Raw genomic sequence first — 17668 nt, 5'->3', positions numbered from 1 at the left:
TTAGTTAGTGACGCGGATTTTTTTGCTGCGTTTCGTAATCGCGACCGTTGTTGTCACTTTTTCCTTTGCCCTCGCCTTTTCCCACACCAAAAGTCTCATTTTTGATGCCAAGGCGATCATACTCCGCTTCGCGATTTCTGTTCCTTTTTCCATTGGGGTTTCTCTCGGCTTCTTTCACGGAAATGGTTGCACCAGTTTCGTCTTGAATTTGAACATCAGGACGGCGATTTGATCCATCAGCACTGATTTTTCCCTCAACAACGACGGTTTGCCCCGGTAACGCTTCTTCCTGGGCTTGCTCCGCTAGCTCCTTGACTTTTTGTTGGTGATCCTCCCTACCCTTCGCTCCATTGGGATTAGGCGGTGATTTCGTTTTGCTGCCCGAGTCTTCCGCCTCCACCTTTGCAATGCCGAATAAGCGATCGCTTAACCCACTAAAGCTGTCGGTAATTGCGACCCCGAGACCATCGCCAACCGAACCATTCAACTTGCCGTCGTCCGCGGCATCAGCATAGGTATAGGAAAGTGCTGCTACCGCCAGCGTCGCGAGCCCGACCCCTATTGCGTCATCAACAATGGCTACATGGCCATTAGCGTCACTTTTGTTAATTGGATCGTTCTCGGCATAGGCATAACGATTGGTACCAACGCCCTTTTTGGTAGGATTCCAGTCGTCCGGTGAAATAAACCGTGCATTCGCCCCCGATCCGAACGATACCGACAGCATGCTGCAAACGAGCATCAGACTGAGAGCCCGGGTCAGAAACCCATTGGAAAAAAATCTCATGAATAAGCCCCCGCTTAAATCTATTCGTTATTGAATCTGGCCATCGTCTGGCCGCCAGCCGAGTGCCTCGGCCCTGGCGAAGATCTCACCGTTCAGCCGGTACCATTCGTCGGCCTTGGCCTTGAGCTCGACCGGGATATCTTCCATGTGTGTGTACTTGCCTGCCAGATCGCGGTGCAGCAGCCCGCCATAGGCACTGCCTGTCTTGGCAAGCAGATATGCGAAGTTCGGATAATGCTTGAGAAGCACATTGGAGATCGCAATCGCGTTTTCGTAGTTGCCCGTTTCCAGCGCATGCTCAACCAAAGTCGAACCGATGACCGCTACCGCCTCGTCATGCGACAGAGGCCTGAGATAGACACCGTTCGACACAGCCTCGTCAGACATCGGCAATTTCTGGCGATACCAGACATCGCGCGTAAAGCCGCCACCGCTCGTCGCTTCGAGGCTCCAGATCTTGCCGTCGTCATCGGTATACTTGATGAACAGATGCAAAGGCGCTTGCGCCAGCGTCATGTTCAGGCCGAGGCGCTTTCCAACGAACAACATCAGCATCGGCATGGTGATGCAGTTGCCGCGCCGCGTTTCGAGATAGCGCGACAGCTTGCGATTCACGGGGTTTGTGCCGAGCGGATCAGCCTGATCATAGCTGAACGCCAAGCCCCCGTTCCAGTCTCCGGGTTTGTAGAGGTAGCGGCGCAGAGCCGCGAGCGCTTCCGCCCCACCGGCGTTTTCGGGCAGCATGGATCTTACTTCCCCGGCCATTCGATCGATAATCGCAATACCTGTCTCGATATTCACCGAGGCATCGACCAGATGGTCAACGGTGAGTTTAACATCCGCGAGATCGCGCCCAGGCGCAAATAATGCCTCGATGGTAGCGGCAGGCAGGTCAGCAGCGACTGCCTCTGCCGCCGCTCCAAACAGGCCGAGCACTGCGACGGCGATGATGGCAAAGCGAAGCTGTTTCATCGCGAGTCCGACGCAGTTGCAGGACCTTGATCATCCCTGGGGAGAAATCGCCCGAAGGCCGGGTCGTAGTACCTGGCATTGAGATACATCAGCCCGGTTTCGGGATCGAAGCGTTCGCCGATATAGCCCTTCTTGGCCTGCATCGTGGTGTTGGTGGCTTCGCCATAGGCGGCGTAGCCGGTCTGCTCGACACGATAGCCGCCTTCGTTCGTCACCTGGCGCACCGAGGCCAGATGGTCGCGGTGCAGGAAGAAGTTTGCCGACGTCCCACTGCCGTTGGTCATGACGATCTTGACGTCGGGATGCGGATACATGGTGTAGATGTCCGTGCCAGGCGTCGTTCGGTCGATCTCGACATTTGCGTCGGGATAAAGCGTCGTACCGAAGGCCCAGCTCTTCTTCACCCGTGATCCGTCCGGTCCATAGGCGAAGGTCACCGTGGCGCCGTTCTGGGTGAGCGAATTCGGCCGGTGTCAGCCAGCCAAGGCCTGAATGCGGGCGTTGATCGTTGTAATCGCTACGCCAGTTTGAAAGCGCGGACCGGGCGTGAGCAAGCGACGAGAACAGAGTTTCATTCAAGAACTCGTCTCGCAGCCGCCCGTTGAAGCTTTCGATAAAAGCGTTCTGGATAGGCTTGCCAGGCGCAATGTAATGCCAGTCAACTTTGGTCCGGTCCGCCCATTGCAGGATCGCGTTGCTGGTGAACTCGCTGCCGTTGTCGCTGACGATCATCCTCGGCTTGCCGCGCTCCTCGATAATCCGGTCAAGCTCCCGTGCGACGCGAAGACCGGAAAGCGATGTATCGGAGACGAGCGCCAGGCACTCCCTCGTGCAATCATCGACGACGGTCAGAATCCGCAACCTGCGCCCATCGGTGAACTGATCCGACACGAAGTCTAGCGACCAACGATCATTGGCCACCATCGGCACCAGCATCGGCGCTCGCGTGCCTATCGCTCGCTTGCGACCGCCGCGCTTGCGCACCGTCAGTTTCTCCTCCCGATAGAGCCGGAAGAGCCTCTTGTGGTTCACGAGGTGACCCTCCCGCCGGAGCAGCACATGAATGCGTCGATATCCGAAGCGGCGACGTTCATGCGCCAACGCCTTCATTCGCTCGCGAAGCTCATGATCATCGTCGCGCCTGGTCTCGTAACGGACCGTCATTCGGCAAAAACCAATGGCTTTACACGCCCGCCGTTCGCTCATCTCATGATGGCTCATCAGATGCGCGACAGCTTTCCGCTTGGCCGCGGGCGTCACCACTTCTTTCCCAGAAGGTCTTTCAAGGCAGCATTGTCGAGCATCGCATCCGCCAGAAGCCGCTTCAGCTTCGTGTTCTCGTCCTCAAGCGTCTTCAGCCGCTTGGCCTCGGACACCTCCATGCCGCCGAACTTGGCCTTCCATTTATAGATGCTGGCATCGCTGACGCCATGCTTGCGGCAAAGCTCCGAGACCGGCGTGCCTGCCTCGTGCTCCTTCAATATGCCGATGATCTGTTCGTCTGTGAAACGATTGCGCTTCATCCTCTGGTCCTCTCAAATGGGCCAGAGCTTACTTCAAAATGGATTATTTCAACGGGGCAAGGTCATTGGGAAAAGACTTGATCGCGATGTCGAACTCACGGCGCGGCACACGCGCGTCGATCTCCAGCCACTCGCCGGCGCTCGCATAAGCCTGATGGAGGACCTTTCGAGCGGTCGGCGGAAGCGTTGCCGAAAGCAGAACGGTCTTCAGTTTCGGTTGCCTGCGCCTGAGATCAGAAAAAAGAGACGGAAGTCGCTGAAAGTCCGGCCGGAACGTTCGGCCCCAACTCTCGACGATATGAGCTTCGTCAATAAAGACGGACGTGATCCGGCCTGCAAGCCGCGACAATTTTTCATCGCCTGAGGCAGCGGCATCAAGAAGATCAGCGCGAGCGTCACCGAGCGCGAGTTCTGGCGACAGGAAGAGGACGGGGACTTCGCCTCGACGGAGAGCGTTCAACGTCTCAAGGCGAGCGTTTCTCTCGGCCGCGGTTGATACGCCGACAAGTGCGCGAGCATTTTCCAGCCCCGGAATCCCGTGCAAGGTGCGCTGGTGATCAAGGGCGAGCGAAATGGTCGGGGTGATAACGAGAACGCAGGCACCTGGATCTGCTGCCCGCTCCACGAGAGCGGCCAATTGGAAAAGGAGGCTTTTTCCAGCGCCGGTTGGCATGCAGACCATCAGACTGCTTGCGTCTGGCATGGTAAGCATTGCCCGTACAGCGGATTTCTGAGTGCTTGAACGATACCCCGAATGGGTTGTGTGTCGTAGAAGAACGGCGTCTGCAGGACAGCTCTCGTCGTTGCGGCGCAGGTGCGAGTCTAGGTCAATGAGCGGTCGGAAGTTCCCGCAACTGTCCTTCCACTCTTCAACGGTAAGCCTGGCCGTTCCATTGGCAACCTGGATCCCGAAACGGCTTGCCGTCGCGAGTTCCTCGCTAGAGAGGTCTAAACCTACGTCCCCAAGGCTAATTCGACCATCATTCAGCCGGATGTAGCTGCGCAGCAAGGCCATCCGATCAGCCCCGTGCGAACGCAACATCCGCGCGCGACAGACATCGCGCGACTGGCCAAGCCAATCGTCGCTAACCTCCGTCGAATCGTTCAAGTCCTGCCCCATAGAGTTGTACATTTAGCATGACGAACTTCACGCCGTCACGTTTCTTCTTGACAAGACGATGAAGGAGACTGACCGACGCCGCTCAGGCATCTAATTGCCCGAAACCACCGTGCGACGGGGCAACAACCAATTTGCCAACATATTGTACAGCCCGCCAATGCTCATGTTGACAATCCTAACGCACCATGGTGATTTTTTAGAGCGCAGTCTTTTTGGACTGCCTCATCATAGGAGCCGCACTTCATCAGTTGTTCTCAGCTCGAATTCCTTAGCGAAAAAATCGAGCAGCCTGCAACTGTACGCCCCGTTAACCAGGGACTCTATTTCTCCTGACGGAACCCATTTTACCGCCCTCGTCTCGCTGGAAGTTTGTAGAGCGCCGCCAATGTATGTGCATGCGAACACTACTGAAATAACCCGGTGTGAGGGGCTTTCGTAGAGTCCACTTGGCCGAACAACAATAACATCGGCTCCAGTCTCTTCCTTCGTCTCACGTATGACAGCATCGGTTAGCCGCTCACCGGCTTCCACCAAGCCACCCGGAAGCTCCCAACGGCCATTATCCTCTCTCTGGATCAGCAAGAAAGCATCAGCCATCTGGTCGTATACGGCTGCACCGACACTCACCCAAAGCCGCTCATCGGCAGGAGCAGTATCGTCGCCGATTTCTGCGATGGCTGATTGATCGATCACAATGACACTCCTTGGAAAACTGTGTTCTAGTGCTTGATGTTGCGGAATCGGAGGGATTGTAGCTGGTCCAATACTGGACCCGCAACATCGGGCTCGGTATTATTTGTTATGTGATCACGGGTAGTTGTGGACCCGAAACTGATCACGATAAGGAAATCGCTTTTTTTGGAGAATGGCCTACATGATTGCGATAATATTAGCCGCAGGCTACGGCACGAGAATACTCCCCCTGATTGGCACGTTTCCGAAAGCGCTGATAGAAGTTCGAGGAGAAACTCTTCTTGATCGACTATGCGACGAACTTGAAACATTGCCCTCAGTCCGCGAAATAAAAATTGTGTCGAACGACCTTTTCTTTTCGAAATTCGCGCTGTGGGCCGAGCAAAGAAACACCAACGGAAGAAAAATAGAAATCATCAATAATGGGACGCGATCCGTTGAAAAGCGGTTAGGGGCAATCGGAGATCTCGCGTTCGCCGTTCGCGAGTGCGGGATCTCAAGCGCAATATTTGTCGCTGCAAGTGATTGCTATTTTACCTTCCCTCTAAAAGATATGTATGAACGGTTTTTGAAAAAAGGTGGGAACTGGATCGCCGCAGCAAGGGAGAGCGACCCGTCAGTTCTCGTTGATGCAGCCGTGATTGAAATCGATACGGACGAGCGGATCACCTATATGGAAGAAAAACCCGCAAAACCTAGCTCAGATCTGGGAGCATTGCCTTTTTATATATACGAGGCCGCCACTCTCAAACTTGTCTACGATTACCTCTCCGAAGGCGGTAACCCGGACTCCCCAGGCAGGTTTCCGGAATGGCTTTATAAACGCAGGAAAGTTGCAGCCTTCGTCATCAATAAAGCTTACGAATGCGAGGACTTGGGAATGCCCGAATCGTATATTCAGATCCAAGGATCGGTGCCCGTCTCGACCAACAAATAGCGTTCTTCACAATCGCCACAATCCAGCAGAATCAAACGTGAACGGCACGCATCCCGAGCATCGAACGTCTCTTGACAAGGGTAAGTACCGCCTGCAATTAAATATCAACAGTACGCTGACGTGTAGATTGTCGAGAAATGAATGTCATCTGCTCTTCTTCCTGGCCTACGAAATCTCCGCGTCGCACTCCTAATCGGAAGTTTGCTACTCGGTTCCCTGTATATCATTTTCGGCCACGGATCATTTTATGATGTAAAACTTAAAGATTCTGCCCTAGAGATAGTACATCTGACACAATATATGCCAATTCTGCTGGTGGCGCTTTCTTGTGTACTTATTGGCTCTCTATTCATGACGGGACTTGAGGGTGTCGTCGATACGCTACATAGAAATTATGTAGCGGTAAAACTTGAAGACATAAAATCTCCTGTTGTACGAAGAATTGTATTTTCGTTTACTCCGTTTAGCGAATCCGCACGGAAGCGTATCCGGATAGAAGCCGAGCGTTTCTACCTGGAGTTTTCACCCGATATCGGTGCTAACTCGGCTTATCAACTCCCACCAAAAGACGCTTTCGTTGATCAGGTTCTGCGCGAAGTGCTGTGGCTCGACGGCAAATTAGCTGGCACACCGCTGCAGGCGCCCTACGATCAGTTCCGCTCGGAAGGAGAGATTAGATTGGGTACCGCACTCATGCTCCCTCTCGCTGCATGCGCCAGTGCTTATGCCATGAATTTAGGAAATTGGGCGATTGTATCTATGGGGGGGGTCTCCTCCCTTCTCGCGATTCTGCTCGGTGACTACGGCCTATATTATTTTCGGCGAGCGCACAGTTTTCTCGCGCATCATATCGCGGACGGAAAGCTTCTCGCTCCTTCAATGGAGACTCTAAAGAGAGTGGTTGAGTCGGCCCTGGCCGAAAAGGCAAAACGAACAGAGTCCAAAATCAAACTTCTTTCTCCATAAAACCGAAACTCATGGGAGATATAAGACTTGGCTGACGATAATCTTTTGGAATTCTCAGACGGAACTAACAAGCTCTATGGCAGGTACCATTATCCGAATTCCGTCAGAGATTGCCCTCTCGTAGTGCTTCTTACTGGTGATGGACCAAATGGGAGCAAAAGCAGCACGTGGCCGAATTTAACAAAGAAATTAAACGACCGAGGGCTTGCCACGTTCCTTTTCGATTTTTCCGGCTTGGGAAACTCTCCAGGTGTCTACAGGGAGTTGACCCTTTCAACAGGTTGCCTGAATTTCAGGGGCGTAATGGAGTTCCTGAAGGCCGGCGACCATGACCATAATCGCGTAGGGGCGATTGGAAGCAGCTACGGTGGTAACGTAATCCTACTTGAGGGAGCGGACTATCCAGCAGTGAAAGCTATCGGTTTAAAGTCCGCTAGCGCTTTTTTGCCGGAGGGATACGTAGCCCAATATGGGGCCGCAGAGGTGGACAAGTGGGCTAGAGAAGGCTTCTCGGAAGAGATTGGCCTGAACTATTCGGCGGTCTTGGATTCCCTGATGCACAACACTTTCGAGCGCGCCAGCAAAATTCAAGCGCCGGTCAGGTTCGTTCATGGAACCGCAGATTCCGCCGTACCGATAAGACATGCAAGAGATCTGGTTAAACTGATGCCGAACGCAACGATTCATGAAATCGACGGCGCCGATCATTGGTACGCTGAGGGTGACGAATGGGAGCAAATGGCGGACAATTTGGCCGACTTCATGAAGGAAAAATTGTGACGGTTGGAACACGTAGTCTGGAAGGCGTCCCCGACGCGCGCGAGACCGCCTATATTGCAGCGATGTCGCGTGCTAAAATTGTATCTGCCTACGCGCAATGGGGAACAACTTCGGAAGCTGAAGATTTTGCGATCGACCGCTACCTGCCTGACGATGCCAGGGTCTTAGACCTTGGCTGTGGAGCAGGGCGGATGGTTGATGTGTTTGGTGACCGGTTTGGATCATATTCTGGAGTTGACGGCTCTCCCGAAATGATCGCGGCCGCGAGATCGAAGCATCCCGCCTGCGAATTCGAGGTCGCCGATATCGCAGGCCTAACGATTGCACCGGCGAGTGTTGACGCCGTCCTCCTCATGCACAACGTCATCGATAGCCTGTGCCCATTTGCCAGACGTGGAATTGTCTTGGAGATGGCACGCGCTTCCCTTTCGCCGCGCGGTATTTTGGTTTGCTCGTCCCATCTTCTGCATTCGGGCATGAGCAGCGGATACATTGTGGAAGATTATCACGGGGTCGAGGTGAGCAACTACCGATCCACTGCGAGTGAGTTTTGCGCTGAAGTGGAAAAAGCTGGCTTCAACGTGGTTTTTCTCATGAAGGACAAGCGGGGAAGCCAAGCAGACTGGATGTATATCGTCGGTACACCCCGATCTTAAGATCAAGCGTGGCGGATTTTATGATAATTTCATGCGTGACGACGAGATATCTTCCAAATCTAAGCCATATTTCTAGAATCGCCGAGGTTGATCAATGCATAATACTTGACCTTACGCCGACCCCCGACCGCAATAGAAACTCGTTCATAAACAGAAATACAATCGTCGATCAGCGAACATTAAACAGACACTGGATAACTGTCCCAATAAACAGGGAACGCGGTCAGGTCGTCTGTGGTATCCTTATTTCCGAAGGGGAGCGGCTATGGAGAAGGAAGCATATCCAAATGCTCAGCCATTTTTATCCGAACCATAACGATATAGCGCCTGGCTTTATCGCTAGTCTGGACGAGATACTGCGCTCCTGCACCGGATCTTTGATTAGCCTGAACTACAATATCCTGTGTCACCTACTGCAACTCTTGGCTCCGGATGTACCGCTTCCGAGGTTTCAGAGCGAATTTGGCATCGCCCATACGAATTCGCATAGAACCGAGCTTGCGCTACTTCTTGGCGCAAAGGTCTATCGCGCCGGAATCGTCGAAGCGCAGATACTTTCCGAAGATCCTTACGTGTCCGAATTCCGCTCTGCCGGGATTGAAATTTCCATTTCCAAGAACCTTGCCGAAATCGGCATCGTCGACGAACTTTTCGTTAAAACGTCCTGCGTGCATTCGATTCTGACCAGCGGGGTTGAAAGTACCCGAGACCTAGTGCGACAGGCAGTGCATTGTCTGCGAAATTGAGGGTGCAAGCCCGGCAGGAGTAACCGCAAATGTTGCCGTTACATTCGATTGCAAACGCTAAGCCGTGCATCTGACGATGACCAAGTGCAGTTATCCGAGTCGGGAAGCGAGAACCAGAATGCCAATCGTACCATTCGCACATGCGGAGAAAGTTGCAGATCGTTTTCTAGATTTGCTGCGGCGCCATTCGATTAACCCGGCTAACGGATCAATGCTGGAGGGAGAACTCCTCTCGCTTGTCGAACTTCTCGACGTAACAAAAACCCCAAGCCTTGCAACGGGCGCTCGCAAGGCAGCGCTCCTAGCAGCGGCGGCCGGTGTCCACGACATGGCGGCCAAGATCCTGGCTGTTGAAGGTATCGATGAGTTCGACCAGTTCGTCGCGCACCTAGGTTTGATTGCGGGGAAGAAGCTCGATGTCGCCTCACTAGGTCAACTGGCACCAGGCCAATACAATGATGATACCGGCCGAAAGATGGTCGAGCTTTACATTGCTGCGTTGGTATCGCACTTCGCGAGTGAGATCTCACTCGATCATCCAACAAATTCCAAAGGTGACAATCCGGACGTTATGTTCACATACGAGCCTGGGATCGAAAACCATCCGCCGCTACGGTGGGCTCTTGCCATTAAGACCATTCGCTCAAAACAAGGACAGACGATTTTTGAACGGATCGCCGAGGGCAGCCGACAGATAGATTCGCCTCAATGCAAAGCGAACGTTGGCATGGTCGTGATAAACACACGAGATGCACTCGACCACGCGAAGCTATACGGCACATTGATGCCTGACTTGCAAGCCGCACAAACCGCGCTGCCGAACGAGATTCAAGGGCTTATTAATGCCGCAGCGAAGGATCGGGACGTAAGTGACTGGGAGCTCATTTTCGCTGGCCGCACGGTGCGTCCTGTTTTATGGTTGAGGCAAACGGTCGTGCGAATTGCTGACGGCTTGGGAAATGAAGTACCTACCGCTCTGAAGGCGATGGTCGCTGATCATGTCAACGGTAAAGTGCACTTCGTCGGCGCGGGCATAGCCGGGCTAATGAATCACTTCATGCAAATCGTACTGTCGGGAGTGCCAGGGAGAGCCGGACAATTCCCAAGTTGACGAGTTACGCGCCTAACCACCTATGGAATATGGGGATCTCGATAAGTACATTCGGCATACATCGCTCGCAGATTGCATCAGTGCTGATCCGGTCACGCAATCACCGAACTGCAAGTGAACCGCCCCGTCCATACATCCGCACAACGTGCTGGTGATAATCGGCGCCTGGCGAACCTGCGTGCCGGCACACCGGCGATCTTTGTAAAATGATCTAAAGGGCTCTGACGATCTCCGGCCCTCCGCTGGTCAGCAGATCGAAATCCTGGCCATACATGGTTGAGCCAAGCATGGTCGGGTTGTCTGCTGATACCGCCAGTTCGAAGCCGGCCGGATCGATCCAGCGCAGGCCGCCGGTATCCCGGATCGGGATGACTGAATATTTTCCCCTGGCGCCAGCGGTACCGGAAAGGGACGCCCGTAACGATCGGGCCACTACCCGTTCCGTCGGGCTTGTTCGCCTGCCCCGCGACCATTTGAGGAAATTCCGCGGATCGATCAGATCCTCGTCGCCTCCTACAGGCTCTTCGCGATCGTCCATCCAATCCAGAAAGTTCTGTTTCAGCGGGGTGGCGTCATCGCGGGAGCGGGCAATTCCCTGCGACAAGGTAAACGCCACAAACGGGTCGAGCGTCCCCCAGCGCAGCAATTCCTTCGCCCAGAATGCAAACCACGGGAGATCGGCCGTCTCTTTCCAGGTATCGAGGGCCGGGGTCGCGAAGGGATCGCGGTTTTCCTCGGTCCAACGCTGTGCAACGACCGCCCCAATTGCAACGCCCAGCCGGAATTCGAGATTGTCGGCGACAAATGTCTGCCACGCACGGAGATCATCGACCGGCGGCTGCGAAGCACCGGTAGCCGACATCCACCATGCAAGAACCTCATACCATCGGGCGTAGAGCGCGCGGCCGATCACTGTGTCGCGCACGGCAAAGCCAAAACCTCTGTCAGCGGCAATGACGTCTCCCATCTGCCGGAACAAGGCCAGGCGATCGTCGTCCTGCATGCTACCGTAGCTGTCGGCATAGTGCAGTATGTCCAGCAGCCTTTCAGCCGCGGGACGAAAGCGCCGGCCAATGCAGGGCGTATAGCCGAAGCTGTAGAGAACCTTTCGCTCCGCAGCGTCTGGATAGACCGTCGCGACAAGACCTCTGCCCCTTTGGATGAAGGCCACTTCCATCCAATCTTCGTACGCAGAAGCGACCCGCGCAAATGTGTTCTGCCACACCTTGGCCAAAGCCGCTTCGATCTGTGCTTGTGTCAGCCGGGTCGGGTCGATCGCCTGCAGCTCTTCGATCGCGGACAGAATGATGCCATCCAGCTCGTCAATGCTATCTGCCAGTCGAGCAGTCGGCGATGGCGAGGCGGTCCCGGCCTCGCCGGACAGTTCCTGCGGCAGGGTGGCTTCCAGCCAGTTCATAAAGTCGGCAGGCGTCGCAAGGCCGAGCTGCAACGCTCGCTGCCATATCGAACGCATCAGCACGGCGAGCGGACTATGATGCTCGCCGCCGCCCGCAGCGTCCGCAATCAACCTGCCGAGGAGATGGTCGTATTCGGCCCGACGCGCATTGATCTGATCACGCTGCGTCTGGCGCTGACCGGGTGCCGTGGTCGATTCCGTCACTGGAAGCGCAACAAGAATCATGCCTTCCATTCCCTTGGCGGCGCCAGGGCGGCCGGCGCGGCCAGCGAGATTGCGAAACTCCCCCGTCGACATCGGATGTTCGGCCCGCGTTCGCGTGGCGGGGTCGAAGGAACTCCTCATCACCGACGGCAGGAAGATAAGATCGAAGGGAAGGTTGACGCCTTCGGTCAAGGTGGCCGTTGCCACGGTGATCCGGCAGATCGAGGATTCGATCAGGGCCACCATCATTCGCCTCAGGCGCTGCGGCATCTGACCGTGATTGGTCGCTATCCCTCTCTCGAGCAATTTCAACTCATGGGAATCCAGGCCGCAATAGTCGGCGCAGACCATTCTAGCAGACTGAAACAGCTCAGCTTCCCGGCCCTCGGCTGGTGGCACGAATGCGGGCACTGTGTCCCACCCCTTCAGTGCAAAAGCTTCTGCGTACCATTTGATCGTATCTTCCGGGCTTTGCGAAACGGAGACAAGAATACGCCGGTCGCCGTCAGTCAGGTGAAGTGCCGTCCATAAGACTGCCAGTTGGGTATTGCGGTTGAGGCTACCTCTGACAGTTGGCGGTGCCTGAGGCATTGGCGCAATTCGAAGTCGCATATACACATTCGCAGCCCGGCCTCTCACCGCGAGGGCACGGTCGTTGAGCATGTCGAAGAGGATTTCCGGGGCAGCGCCCGGGCGAACTTCGAATGTGCCGATCGCCTGTCTTGTGCTGCGGTAATACGAACCGACTGCCTCTGCGGCGTGATCTCCCTCGATCCATCGGGCAACCGGATCGGCTGCCCCGCCCGCGACGGCTGTCAGGGCAATCCTGACGACCTCCGGCTTGCGGGCGAGGAGCCTTGAAATGAAGGCCTCGAGCCGCGCCGCTCGGCTCGTATGTCCCGCCAGTGATTCCTGGGAATAAACCGTATCGTCAACGACGACCTGATGGGCCTCATCCACCACGAGGAGCTTCAACCGCGCAAGCAGCATCGGACCGAGATAGCGCATAAGGGCGTCGGCCTTTTCGACAGTGGCTATGAGCACGGTCGGCATATCGGCAGTTAACCACGCATCCGTGATGCCCCAGTCGGCGCCCCCGTACAAGCCGGTAACAATGAATTCCCGACCGAGTTCGACGGCAAGTTTAGCTTCTACCTCGCCGGCAAGCGCGCGGGAGGGAACGATGTAGAGCGCAAGTGGCGCCAGAAGGCCGTCACCTATCAGCAGAAGCTCTTTTACGATCGCGAGGTTTGCGACGAGCGTCTTTCCCGATCCGGTCGGTGTGCAAAGCGCGAAAGAGGAGTTCTGAAGCAGACGCTCGATCCCCTGATGCTGTGACTGCCAGAGAACGCCGCGCCCTCGGGCATACTGTCGCCTGGCAAAACCGTCCAGGTAGGCCAGGTGCCCCGGACGGGCTGCGGCTAGTCGCCGAAGAGGTTGATAGATCGTCGCCTTGGCATAGCGCTCGCAGGCGGAGCGGATAAAGAAGGCCAAGGTCGCAACATCTTCAGGGGCAAGACGCATCAGAAATCGCTCTACCTGACGTAGGTGGGTCATGGCAGCTTCCAGCCTGTCGGCCTGACCCCGCCGCAGACTGTCCGCGGCGAGCCCGACCGAGCGGATGAGTTCGAGCGTCGTCAACCATGCGAGATCGGAGTCGACGTCCTCTTTGAAAAACGCGTTCGAGGCATCCGGCACGGTCGCTTGAGGATTGGCGTGCCAGAAGCCTGCAACCCTTTCCAGCACGCGATCGAAATCTCCACTAAGGAAGTCGGCGAAGAGGAGAATGCCATCGTCCTTCGACTTTACCTGCCGTAGAAGCCCCGCCGCCATCGCAGGCAGCCCGCCCAGTTGATAGGATCCCGCCGCAAAAAGAGCCAGCGGCACGACTTCAGCCAGGCTGTCGTTCGAACGGGCCAGCCATTCGAACAGCTCGCCGGCCCGGCGGAAGGCAAGGCTCGCGTCCACCTGGTTTCCGCCCGCGACCGACTGCAGCACCCCGCCGGCATGGACGAGCCTGTATGCCTCCCCAAGGGTTTCCTGGGAATCGTTTTGCGACCACTGGATGGTCTCAACCTCCCATGTGGTCTGTATCGCCCTGACGAATGCCCTCGCCTGCCTCGGTGTAAGGAGTTGATCCTGGCCAATCGCGTTTCGTGTCCGTGTGGCGATGGCTATGCGTTCTGGATCTGTTACGGGCATGAATGTCCCTCAAGGCCACAGGCTATCATAAAGCGCGTCGATCAGGGCATCGCCGTCGGACAGGATGATTTCGACGACCTGAAGGTCTCTGTTCTTCTCGTGCTGGGCGGGTTTGTGTGCGCGCTCCAGCAGCGGTTGTCCCGGGCTGCGCCCAGCCGCGCTGCCCCCGACCAGGAGAATGAGATCGGTGCGCTGGGACGGCCCCGGATTTTCCAGCTGCTGGATCCTGTCCAGGGAGAGGATAACGTCGGCGTATTCATCGGGCGCCAATTCCTGGAGGATGTCCTGCAGCTGTTTGACGCCAATCGGCACATCGAGGGCGCGGTTGATCTCGAACCAGACGCCCTTGCCGTCATGGACAAGGTTGCCCGAGTTTTTCGGTATCTCGACCTTCTTGCCAAGCATGACCTCGTCGAGAATGGATGGTATCCATTGCTTGCGCCATTTGGCTTCTCCGGCAATGAAACGACTGACCGAGCCATCGTCGTTGACGACGATGCCGATAAAATCGTCGCCCTTGCGGCCAAGGATCTCTCTCGTGCGAGAGGGTCACGCGAGAGAACATAGATATATTGCCTTGCGTCTTCCTGGTTGCGAAAGAGAAAGACCGGGACGACCCATTGGTGATGGCCGACGAAGTCCAGCGCCTCAGTCATAAGCCCCGACATCACCTCGCCGAACACGCCCCGTCTCGCCTTAGAAGGAAGGCAGTTCGGATATTTCGCGTTGAACCCCGGGGCACCAGCATCTGGATGGAGGCTCATTCCCGCGTAGGCGTGAAAGTAATCGCGTGCATCAGAATGTGCAGACTCGAAATAAGGACGCAGGCCCTCTCTTATTGTTGCATCGCCGGGAGCAATCTGTTCCAGCAGAATGTGACCGTAGCCCTTCATCAACGCGGGATAGCTGATGAGCCATTTGTTCACTGTGGCGTTTGGCGGCGCTTGCTTGTGCATGATGTCTCGGCAGGAGGTTGCACTGTGGAGTTACACGAGAACCGCCACAAACTCCACAACCAAGCCGGCATGAAAGACGCCGGAGCGTGCACTGGACATGGTAATTACATCACCCCCCACGCCCGAAACCTCCCCCTCCCCGTCATCTCGCGCAGGCCAAGCTCCAAAACAATCCGCCGCGCAGCCTGCGGCGTCACATCCAGCGCCTTCGCCACCATCCCGGCCGACACCAATGGCTTCGCCATGACGAGCTCGACTAGCTCCGGCAGTTTAGACGACGTCCGGCGCCCCTCCAGTTTTCGCTCGAACATTGTTTTCGCCAACGTCAGCCGGTCATGTTCTTTCAGCCCGATCTCTGCGGCCGCCAAAAGCCCGTGGGCGATGGCGAGCAGCCGGGTTTCGCGATCGCGATGACGGCGCCGGTCAACGGGAATGGTTTTCAGGCCGAGATTGAAGGCGGCCAGATGAGCGCCGGTAGTGATACCGCCCCGGCATAGGATTGATGCGCAAAGCAGCCGGCCGAGCCAGGGAGCATGCTGAAGGACAGACAATTCGTTCCAGGCATCAAGAGCGACGATGACCTGCAGCATTACCGGCAAGTTTTCAGCCTCCCGCAGCACGCCCCGCCATTCTTCAAGCCTGGAATCTTCGTCCCAGTCGAGATCATAGACGAGCGGATCTTTTTCCGCCGCGCCGCCACGGCCGGGCCGGGTCGCGTTCTCGATCGCAGCTTCGGAGCGGGCCAGCACTGCGTCGATGGCGGCATAGTCCAATCCGGGAAGATTTTCGATGTCGTCGACATTTCCCCCCTCCCCTTCCATATCGTCCGCAATCGCGCGCCGAGTGGCACCCGCCGCCTCCACCTGGTCAGTGCCAACCGCCGCGATCTCCGCCGTCTTGCGCAGCGTCCGCAAACCGTCGGCGGACAGCGCCCAGTCCGGTGACTGGGCCGCGACGCGTCTGCGGGTGCGCAACACGTCGTGGGCGATTGTCAGCTCATGGGTGGGTGTGCGAGTATCGCGGGTGGCGTCATGGAGGACGAGGTCTTCCAGGTGGACGAGTTCGCCGTCGATCCACAGCGAGGCGCAGGCGTCGGTGAAATGGGACCGTTCGATCCAACCCGTGCCGACCGGCGAACGCGCAATCCGCTCGTCCAGACGCGTCAGCGCGAGACCGGCGTCGAAAGCGGGCCGTATCAGGGCTGTCATGCTGATTTTCGCGAGATCATAAGCCATTGAAATCATGGTAAATGATTTACTAAACGAACTCTATATAAAGTTACTATTCCTCACGTGGTATCATTACCGGTCGAGGATCTAACCATCGATAACTATCGCTTATCGATGGTAGACGATCACTTTTGGCCAAATCGCGTTTGGAGACGCGAGGCCATCTCACTTTCCAGCATTACCTAATCCAACGCGTCGGGTGCCGGTTCATTCCTTCCCGTTCCTACTGAATGCGAAGACCTGCCTGGAACCAGCGTTCACGGTCGTCTTCGATTAACGCGCTCCTCGAAAAAACGTGATCTCAGATGTGATTAAGTCCTACAGATTCCCTCTCAAAACTGCGAGTAGACGGTACGAGATCTTTCGCCTATCGATTTCTTATGAAATCGTCGCTTGAACATATGCCGCTTCGCAAGCAGCGAGAACTCGGCCGCGTTCTCGAGATCCTCCACGAGGAATTCGAGGATGCGCTGAAAGAAGGCACCGCTGATTTCAAGAAGCGCGGCAGGATCCTGAAGATCATCCTGTTCGGTTCCTACGCAAAGGGCGGATGGGTCGATGAACCTTTCACCATGAAGGGGTACCGTTCCGATTTCGATCTGCTGATCATCGTCAACAACCGCAAGCTCTGCGAGTTTGCCGAATACTGGTACAAGGCCGCCGACCGGCTGATCCACGACGCCTTGATCGAAACGCCGGTGAGTTTCATCGTCCATTCCAGGCGCGAGGTGAACACCTACCTCAAGGAGGGGCAGTATTTCTTCTCCGACATCCGCAAGGATGGCATTGTTCTCTATGAGCTGGACGATGAGCCGCTGGCTGAGCCCGAACCACTTTCGATGGATGATCGGCTCCGCGTCGCGAAGGAGCATTTTGAGCAAAGGTTTACTGAAGCCAGCGCTTTTCTTGGAACAGCTGAATTCCAGCTCAACAAGTCGGAGAGGATCGGCGATGCCTGGTCAAACCTGTCCGCATTCAGCCTGCATCAGTCACTCGAACAAGCGTATTCTTGCGTCCTATTGAGCCTCACCAACTACGGCCCTCCGTCGCACAATATCAAATTTCTGCGCTCCCTCGCCGAGGAGCAGGACCGTCGCCTGGCCGAAGCCTTTCCGCGTGATCAGCACAAGGAACGCGCCTGGTTCAACACATTGAACGAGGCCTATGTGAAGGCGCGCTATTCGAAACATTATGAGATCAGCGAGGAGGCACTCGGCTGGCTTGGTGAGCGAACGACAGTGCTGCTCGATCTGGTCGAGACAGTTTGCTCCGAGCATCTGGAAAAGCTGAAACGCAACAGCGACTAGGAACCAGAAGGGGGGATCGTGCTGCTTCCAACCTGCTTGGCTCACCTTCGAAAACGTCTTGT

At 56.0% G+C, this 17668-nt stretch carries 15 protein-coding genes and 1 pseudogene; 7 read left to right on the top strand and 9 right to left on the bottom strand.

Going from position 1 to position 17668, the window contains the following annotated elements; genetic code table 11:
• Positions 1-4: 4 nt before the first annotated feature.
• From CUJ84_RS26320 to CUJ84_RS26295, 6 genes and pseudogenes are all read right to left on the bottom strand, one after another.
• On the bottom strand, positions 5-787 hold the full coding sequence (locus CUJ84_RS26320; RefSeq protein ID WP_105008630.1) for a hypothetical protein: 783 nt from the start codon (positions 785-787) through the stop codon (positions 5-7).
• A gap of 27 nt (positions 788-814) precedes the next feature.
• Positions 815-1759, bottom strand: a complete 945-nt coding sequence (locus CUJ84_RS26315; RefSeq protein ID WP_105008629.1) for a transglutaminase family protein — start codon at positions 1757-1759, stop codon at positions 815-817.
• Positions 1756-2196, bottom strand: coding sequence for an RHS repeat-associated core domain-containing protein (locus tag CUJ84_RS38850; RefSeq protein ID WP_105008628.1), 441 nt, complete (start codon positions 2194-2196; stop codon positions 1756-1758). Before CUJ84_RS38850 ends, CUJ84_RS26315 begins: the two co-directional genes overlap by 4 nt.
• 7 nt (positions 2197-2203) lie before the next feature.
• Positions 2204-3282: pseudogene (locus CUJ84_RS26305) on the bottom strand (IS3-like element ISRle4 family transposase); the annotation flags it as partial.
• Positions 3283-3325: 43 nt separating this feature from the next.
• Positions 3326-4390 carry a DEAD/DEAH box helicase gene (locus CUJ84_RS26300; protein ID WP_158686965.1) on the bottom strand — a complete coding sequence of 355 codons (1065 nt, stop codon included), beginning with the start codon at positions 4388-4390 and terminating at the stop codon, positions 3326-3328.
• Between the two features lie 237 nt (positions 4391-4627).
• Entirely contained in the window at positions 4628-5095 is a 468-nt protein-coding gene (locus tag CUJ84_RS26295; protein ID WP_105008626.1) for an NUDIX hydrolase, read from the bottom strand.
• Positions 5096-5276: 181 nt separating this feature from the next.
• Here CUJ84_RS26295 and CUJ84_RS26290 point away from each other — a divergent pair, with 181 nt between their 5' ends.
• From CUJ84_RS26290 to CUJ84_RS26265, 6 genes are all read left to right on the top strand, one after another.
• On the top strand, positions 5277-6032 hold the full coding sequence (locus tag CUJ84_RS26290) for a sugar phosphate nucleotidyltransferase (RefSeq protein WP_158686964.1): 756 nt from the start codon (positions 5277-5279) through the stop codon (positions 6030-6032).
• A 141-nt stretch (positions 6033-6173) separates the two neighbouring features.
• Positions 6174-6998: a hypothetical protein gene (locus CUJ84_RS26285; RefSeq protein WP_105008624.1), complete on the top strand. Its 825-nt coding sequence runs from the start codon at positions 6174-6176 to the stop codon at positions 6996-6998.
• A gap of 27 nt (positions 6999-7025) precedes the next feature.
• Positions 7026-7778, top strand: a complete 753-nt coding sequence (locus CUJ84_RS38035; protein WP_130773849.1) for an alpha/beta hydrolase — start codon at positions 7026-7028, stop codon at positions 7776-7778.
• Positions 7775-8434: a class I SAM-dependent methyltransferase gene (locus tag CUJ84_RS26275; protein ID WP_158686963.1), complete on the top strand. Its 660-nt coding sequence runs from the start codon at positions 7775-7777 to the stop codon at positions 8432-8434. The genes CUJ84_RS38035 and CUJ84_RS26275 overlap by 4 nt, the downstream gene beginning before the upstream one ends.
• A gap of 20 nt (positions 8435-8454) precedes the next feature.
• A complete protein-coding gene (locus tag CUJ84_RS26270; protein WP_105008621.1) occupies positions 8455-9180 on the top strand; it encodes a WbqC family protein in 726 nt (241 codons plus the stop codon).
• Positions 9181-9298: 118 nt separating this feature from the next.
• On the top strand, positions 9299-10291 hold the full coding sequence (locus CUJ84_RS26265; protein ID WP_158686961.1) for a hypothetical protein: 993 nt from the start codon (positions 9299-9301) through the stop codon (positions 10289-10291).
• 211 nt (positions 10292-10502) lie between these two features.
• Here the strand turns inward: CUJ84_RS26265 and CUJ84_RS26260 are convergent, their stop codons facing one another.
• From CUJ84_RS26260 to CUJ84_RS26250, 3 genes are all read right to left on the bottom strand, one after another.
• A complete protein-coding gene (locus CUJ84_RS26260; protein WP_105009174.1) occupies positions 10503-13880 on the bottom strand; it encodes a DEAD/DEAH box helicase in 3378 nt (1125 codons plus the stop codon).
• Positions 13881-14123: 243 nt separating this feature from the next.
• Positions 14124-14519: a hypothetical protein gene (locus CUJ84_RS38845; RefSeq protein ID WP_245457587.1), complete on the bottom strand. Its 396-nt coding sequence runs from the start codon at positions 14517-14519 to the stop codon at positions 14124-14126.
• A 655-nt stretch (positions 14520-15174) separates the two neighbouring features.
• Positions 15175-16314 (bottom strand): RHE_PE00001 family protein, encoded by a 1140-nt coding sequence (locus tag CUJ84_RS26250; protein ID WP_105008619.1) that lies wholly within the window; start codon positions 16312-16314, stop codon positions 15175-15177.
• Between the two features lie 365 nt (positions 16315-16679).
• On the opposite strand from CUJ84_RS26250, the gene CUJ84_RS26245 reads away from it, so the two are divergent.
• Positions 16680-17606 carry a nucleotidyltransferase and HEPN domain-containing protein gene (locus CUJ84_RS26245; protein WP_105008618.1) on the top strand — a complete coding sequence of 309 codons (927 nt, stop codon included), beginning with the start codon at positions 16680-16682 and terminating at the stop codon, positions 17604-17606.
• The last annotated feature ends 62 nt before the right edge of the window (positions 17607-17668 follow it).

The organism is Rhizobium leguminosarum, from assembly GCF_002953715.1.
GTDB classification, from domain to species: domain Bacteria; phylum Pseudomonadota; class Alphaproteobacteria; order Rhizobiales; family Rhizobiaceae; genus Rhizobium; species Rhizobium leguminosarum_V.
This window is presented reverse-complemented; position numbering and strand designations above follow the sequence as displayed.